Raw genomic sequence first — 5625 nt, 5'->3', positions numbered from 1 at the left:
TAAAGATATGAGCAAGACTGACACTCCTATGAAATGCAGGCTGGGCTTTTCAAAAGAAGATTAGACTATTTTTTTGGAAAGCAGGTTAAGTAGCATTTAGGTTGGTGTAGTTCCCGCTGTCCGCTTTACTGCGTGCCGCTTCCATCAGGTTTAGGTGGCCCGGTCTGTTCCAAGATTTAGGATTGCAGGGTGCAGGAAAAAATGAATGACGATTAGAATTTGATAAACTTATCTATCTGCTCGTTGGTAAACTTGATGGTATCCGGATGATTGAAATTACCTTCGGCATCTAACTCGGTTTTAATATTCGGAATGTGCAGGCGTAAAGGCAAAATGTGGAGGTGGATGTAATGACAAACGCCTGTAAAATGATCTACACCGCGGATATTGCCATATTTACCAGAAGAAATTCCGACTAAAGCAGCCTTTTTATCATAAAAGCTATCGGGAAAATTACAGGCATCTATTAATACTTTTAGTACGCCTGGGTAGCTTCCATTGTACTCTGGCATGATAAATAAAAACTTTTCGGTGTTATTAATCATGTTCTGGATTTCTTGAAAAGCTGCTGATCGTTTGCCATACATATCCGTATTCAAAACATCTATAGGCAGGTGCTCCAGGCTGAACAAGCTGGCATCAGTTCCTTTTTCTTTTAGTTGCCTTTGGTAATATTTAGCAACTTTTAGCGTATTGCTATTGGGCCTGTTGGTAGCGGCTATAATTGTGATCATGGATAATTGTTAATAAGATGTGTAAAACCCAAACACGCTTCTTGCTAAAATTGCCATATAGTTTGTATCTTAGCTGATTGTGAAAAAGGCCGTAAACAACGCAAAAATAGAACTTTTTGCCAATTAAAACGCATAAATAACACAGCCCAAATAAACGTTAAGTAAATTTCGGATACATAGATGAGCAAAATTATTGCATTAGCAAATCAAAAAGGTGGTGTTGGTAAAACAACTTCATCTATAAACCTGGCTGCGAGTTTGGCCGTATTAGAATACAAAACTTTACTGGTTGATGCTGATCCTCAGGCAAATTCGACTTCAGGTATCGGTTTCGATCCCCGGAATATTAAAGATAGTATTTATGAGTGTATCATTAATGATATCGATCCTTTACAGGCCATCCAAAAAACGGATACACCAAATTTAGATTTACTGCCCGCCCACATCGATCTGGTTGGTGCAGAAATCGAGATGATTAACCTGAACAACCGCGAGTACAAAATGAAAGCGGTTTTGGAGAAAATCAAAGATCAGTATGATTTTATTATCATCGATTGTTCACCATCTTTAGGTTTAATCACCATCAATGCTTTAACAGCGGCCGATTCGGTTATTATTCCTGTTCAGTGTGAGTATTTTGCGCTAGAAGGTTTGGGTAAATTATTAAATACCATAAAGATTGTTCAGAACCGTTTAAACCCTGATCTGGAAATTGAAGGTATTTTATTAACCATGTACGATGTGCGTTTACGTTTATCAAACCAGGTGGTAGAAGAGGTAAAAACACATTTCCACGAGCTGGTTTTCGATACCATTATTCAGCGTAATACACGTTTAAGTGAAGCACCTAGTTATGGCGTTTCGGTAATTATGCACGATGCCAATTGCAAAGGTGCCATTAACTACCTTAATCTTGCCCGCGAAATTGTAAAGAAAAACGGCCTTTTAAAGGAAGAAGAAAACATAGGAACAGCAACTTTATAAATTATAGATGACATCTTTTCAGCGAAAAACAGGTTTAGGAAGAGGGTTAAGTGCGCTTTTAGATGATAGCGAATCTTCTCATCCGCCGAAACAGCAGGTAAATGCTGTGAGCGAAACCGAGCAGATTGGCAATATCAGTCACGTAAGTTTAACTGAAGTTGAAACCAATCCATACCAGCCACGTACCGAATTTGACCAGGTAGCTTTAAACGAGCTTGCCGATTCAATCAAGATACAAGGTTTAATACAACCCATTACGGTTAGAAAACTTGGCGCAAACAAATACCAGCTCATTTCTGGCGAGCGTAGGTTCAGGGCTTCGAAACTAGCTGGCTTAACACAGATTCCTGCTTACATCCGCAGTGCCAACGACCAACAGATGTTGGAAATGGCCTTGATCGAAAATATTCAGCGCGAAAATTTAAATGCCATTGAAGTGGCATTGAGTTTCCAGCGGATGATTGACGAGGTGGGCTTAAAACAAGAGCAATTAGGCGAACGTGTAGGTAAAAACCGTACAACAGTTACCAATTACCTGCGTTTGTTAAAACTTCCGCCAGCTATTCAAGCTTCCATCCGCGATCAGAAAATTAGCATGGGGCATGCAAGAGCCTTAATTAATGTTGATGGTGTAGATAAACAATTGTTTATCCACCAGGAAATTTTAGAAAAAGGGTTGTCGGTACGCAAGGTAGAAGAGCTTGTACGTAATCTGCAGCATGTACCTTTAAAAGGCAGTGAAAAATCGAAAGAAAAAGCTGTTTCTTTTCAATATCAAAAATTGCAGGACGATCTGGCTTCAAAATTTGCTACCCGCGTAAAGTTAAAAGTAAGTCAGAACGGTAAGGGGGCGATAGAAATTCCTTTTATGAGTGATGACGACTTAAACCGAATTTTAGAGTTATTAGACTGGTAATGCAAAAGACTAAGCTTTTAATACTGGTTGCTGCATTTACATTTTTTCTTGTAAACTTAGCCTCAGCGCAGGTTAAGGATACAGTATTAAAAACTGCTGATACTTCGAAAATTAAATTATCTAAATCGTTAGATACTGCGGCTAAAAAACCAATGACCCGAAAGGATTCGATGAAAGCCAAGTATGTTAATCCGGGTAAAGTTGCCGGTAGAAAAGCGGTTTTCAGATCGATGATTATACCAGGCTGGGGTCAATTGTACAATATGCAATTGCTAAACGACGGTTATGGTACAAGAGCAGGAAAAAATCAGTTTTTCCAGAAATTATATACCGGAGGTAAAATTGCAGCGATTTATGGTGGTATAACCGTGCTTACCATGTCGTACATCGAAAGTAGTAAACAATATAATCTTTACTTGACAGAGCTGCAGTATCGCAACGATCACAATGATAAACCAAATCCGGATGGCCCATTTGTAAACGCAGACAAGGTAACTACAAGGTATTCTACACAAGGAATAACAACCGGTAAAGATACCTATAGAAGAAATAAACAAATTGTATTGTTCTCTTACGGTTTGGTTTATTTCGCTAATATCGTAGATGCCTATGTTGCCGCTCGTCTGCATTTCTTCAATATTGATGATAACCTTTCTTTTAAGGTAATGCCATCCATGATTAATACCAATTCGATGTATGGTTTCAATGCAACGCCTGCGTTAAAATTATCACTAACGTTTTAATATCGAAAACCACCATGGATATTAAATATAGATAAACATTTGAAGTCGTGATGATTTGACAATTAACTGCTAAGGTTAAGGACAAAAAATAAGAATAGAAACTGAAAAAAATATAAACAGATGAAAATTGCGCTTTTAGGGTACGGTAAAATGGGGCAGATTATCGAAAAATTTGCAGTAGAACGTGGCCACGAAATTGTTTTAAAAATAACGATCGATAACCAGGAAGATTTAACCAGACAAAATTTAAAATCGGCTGATGTAGCCATCGATTTTAGTACGCCTGATTCGGTTTTAAAAAATATTGATGCCTGCTTTGATGCCAATGTGCCTATAGTTGTAGGTACAACAGGCTGGTATGGCAAACTCCAGGAAGTAAAAGACGATTGCAACAACAGTAACAATACCCTGCTTTATGGGTCTAACTTTAGTATTGGCGTAAATTTATTCTTTAAGCTGAATCAAACTTTGGCAAAGCTGATGAATAACTACCCTGCCTACGAGGTTCAGGTTGAAGAAATTCACCATACACAAAAATTGGATGCACCAAGTGGGACAGCCATTACCCTTGCAGAAGGGATTGTAGATAACCTGGATAGAAAGCAAGAGTGGTTAAATGAAGTAGTAGGGACAGATATCGAGTTGTTTCCGAAGGCAGAACAATTACTGATAGAATCGCATAGAATAGAGAATATTCCGGGTACGCACACTGTAATTTACAGTAGCGAGGTAGATGAAATTGAAATTAAACATACTGCCCATAACAGAGCTGGTTTTGCTTTAGGTGCGGTTGTGGCAGCGGAATGGGTGAAAGATAAAAAAGGATTTTTCAACATTACTGATATTTTTGAATAAAGTCTAAAGACCAAAGCACAATATAATCTGTGAAATCACTAAATCTGTGAAATCACACCGAAGGATTACAGATAACAGGTAACCGATTAATAAATCGCAAACCAAAAATAAGATATATGAATTATAAATTCTGGCAACGAAAAAAAGATGCCCCAAAGAAGAAAAAAACTAAAACCCGTGAGTGGGTTGATGCAATTGTTTTTGCAGTAGTAGCAGCAACCATCATCCGCGTATTTTTTATCGAGGCTTATACCATTCCATCTGGTTCGATGGAAAGATCTTTGCTGATTGGCGATTTTCTTTTTGTGAGCAAAGTTAACTATGGGGCGCGTATCCCGATGACCCCTGTTGCTTTTCCTTTTGCTCACCATACTATGCCTTTAACCACTTCTACCAAAGCTTATTGGGATGGTGTGCAGTGGAAATATCATCGTTTACCAGGTTTATCTAAAATTAAGAGAAACGATGTTGTGGTGTTCAACTTCCCCGAAGGAGATACTGTTGCCGTAGAAAACCAGGCAGAAAGTTATTATGCATTAGAACGTAGCATGGGCCGGCAGCAGGTTAGAAGCACATTTACAATAATAGACCGTCCGGTAGATAAACGGGAGAACTTTATAAAAAGATGCATAGGTATTCCGGGCGATGTAATTTCAATGAGTAATGGTGTTGCCAATGTAAATGGCAAAAATGAGCCTTTAAAAAACACGGGTATGATGCCATATCGCATCGAGTTTAAAACCATGGATTTTAATTATTCTGTACTTGATGAATTTAAACTTAATTTAGGTGGAACACCTGCTATTGCAGATAAGACATACGTTGTAGATGCATCGCCAGAAATTGCCGATAAATTAAAAGCATTTGATTTTGTGAAATCGGTTACCTTAAGTCCAGATCCGGCAGGAGCTGTTCCGGGAGGTGTTTTTCCGTACGATCCAGACAGGGTATGGAACAGGGATAATTTCGGGCCGATTAAAATCCCTTCAAAAGGATGGACCGTTAAAATCGATAGCAATACCATGCCGCTGTACTACAGGGCTATTAGAACTTACGAAGGAAATAAAGTAGAGCAAAAAGCAGGTATTTGGTATATTAATGATAAAGTAGCCACTACTTATACTTTTAAAATGGACTACTATTGGATGATGGGTGATAACCGCCACAATTCGGCCGATTCGCGTTATTGGGGTTTTGTGCCAGAAGACCATATTGTAGGTAAAGCTTTATTTGTTTGGATGAGCTGGGATAGTACTGCATCTTTCTTGCATAAAATAAGATGGAGCAGGTTGTTTAAGGGCATCCATTAATTTATACGATATTTTTAGAAAAAGCTTGCTTTACGCAGGCTTTTTTTTTGTGCCAAAATCACCTTTTTAAAAAAATTAAAAAG

Annotated in this window: 6 protein-coding genes; 5 read left to right on the top strand and 1 reads right to left on the bottom strand. The window is 38.3% G+C overall.

The features are described 5' to 3' along the window. Positions 1-212: 212 nt before the first annotated feature. The gene (locus tag J7E57_RS27040; protein ID WP_215132408.1) at positions 213-734 is read right to left on the bottom strand and encodes an NADPH-dependent FMN reductase; all 522 of its coding nucleotides are present in this window, start codon (positions 732-734) and stop codon (positions 213-215) included. A gap of 180 nt (positions 735-914) precedes the next feature. Between J7E57_RS27040 and J7E57_RS27035 the strand changes: the two genes are divergently transcribed. The 5 genes from J7E57_RS27035 (at position 915) to lepB (ending at position 5542) form a co-directional block, all read left to right on the top strand. After that, complete coding sequence (locus J7E57_RS27035) at positions 915-1718, top strand: ParA family protein (protein ID WP_029280114.1); 804 nt, start codon at positions 915-917, stop codon at positions 1716-1718. Between the two features lie 7 nt (positions 1719-1725). Further along, positions 1726-2634, top strand: a complete 909-nt coding sequence (locus tag J7E57_RS27030) for a ParB/RepB/Spo0J family partition protein (protein ID WP_029280116.1) — start codon at positions 1726-1728, stop codon at positions 2632-2634. Next, a complete protein-coding gene (locus J7E57_RS27025; RefSeq protein ID WP_215132410.1) occupies positions 2634-3377 on the top strand; it encodes a DUF5683 domain-containing protein in 744 nt (247 codons plus the stop codon). Before J7E57_RS27030 ends, J7E57_RS27025 begins: the two co-directional genes overlap by 1 nt. Positions 3378-3497: 120 nt before the next feature. Beyond that, entirely contained in the window at positions 3498-4232 is a 735-nt protein-coding gene (gene dapB / locus J7E57_RS27020; RefSeq protein WP_215132413.1) for a 4-hydroxy-tetrahydrodipicolinate reductase, read from the top strand. 116 nt (positions 4233-4348) lie between these two features. Beyond that, entirely contained in the window at positions 4349-5542 is a 1194-nt protein-coding gene (lepB, locus tag J7E57_RS27015; protein ID WP_215132415.1) for a signal peptidase I, read from the top strand. The last annotated feature ends 83 nt before the right edge of the window (positions 5543-5625 follow it).

This window comes from Pedobacter sp. ISL-64 (genome assembly GCF_018613605.1).
GTDB lineage: Bacteria > Bacteroidota > Bacteroidia > Sphingobacteriales > Sphingobacteriaceae > Pedobacter.
Note: the sequence above shows the minus strand (reverse complement) of the source record. Positions and strands in the feature narration are given on the sequence as shown.

Coding starts and splice junctions, on each gene's coding strand:
- J7E57_RS27040 (WP_215132408.1), bottom strand. CDS start 734: ATGATCACAATTATAGCCGCTACCAACAGGCCCAATAGCAATACGCTA.
- J7E57_RS27035 (WP_029280114.1), top strand. CDS start 915: ATGAGCAAAATTATTGCATTAGCAAATCAAAAAGGTGGTGTTGGTAAA.
- J7E57_RS27030 (WP_029280116.1), top strand. CDS start 1,726: ATGACATCTTTTCAGCGAAAAACAGGTTTAGGAAGAGGGTTAAGTGCG.
- J7E57_RS27025 (WP_215132410.1), top strand. CDS start 2,634: ATGCAAAAGACTAAGCTTTTAATACTGGTTGCTGCATTTACATTTTTT.
- dapB (WP_215132413.1), top strand. CDS start 3,498: ATGAAAATTGCGCTTTTAGGGTACGGTAAAATGGGGCAGATTATCGAA.
- lepB (WP_215132415.1), top strand. CDS start 4,349: ATGAATTATAAATTCTGGCAACGAAAAAAAGATGCCCCAAAGAAGAAA.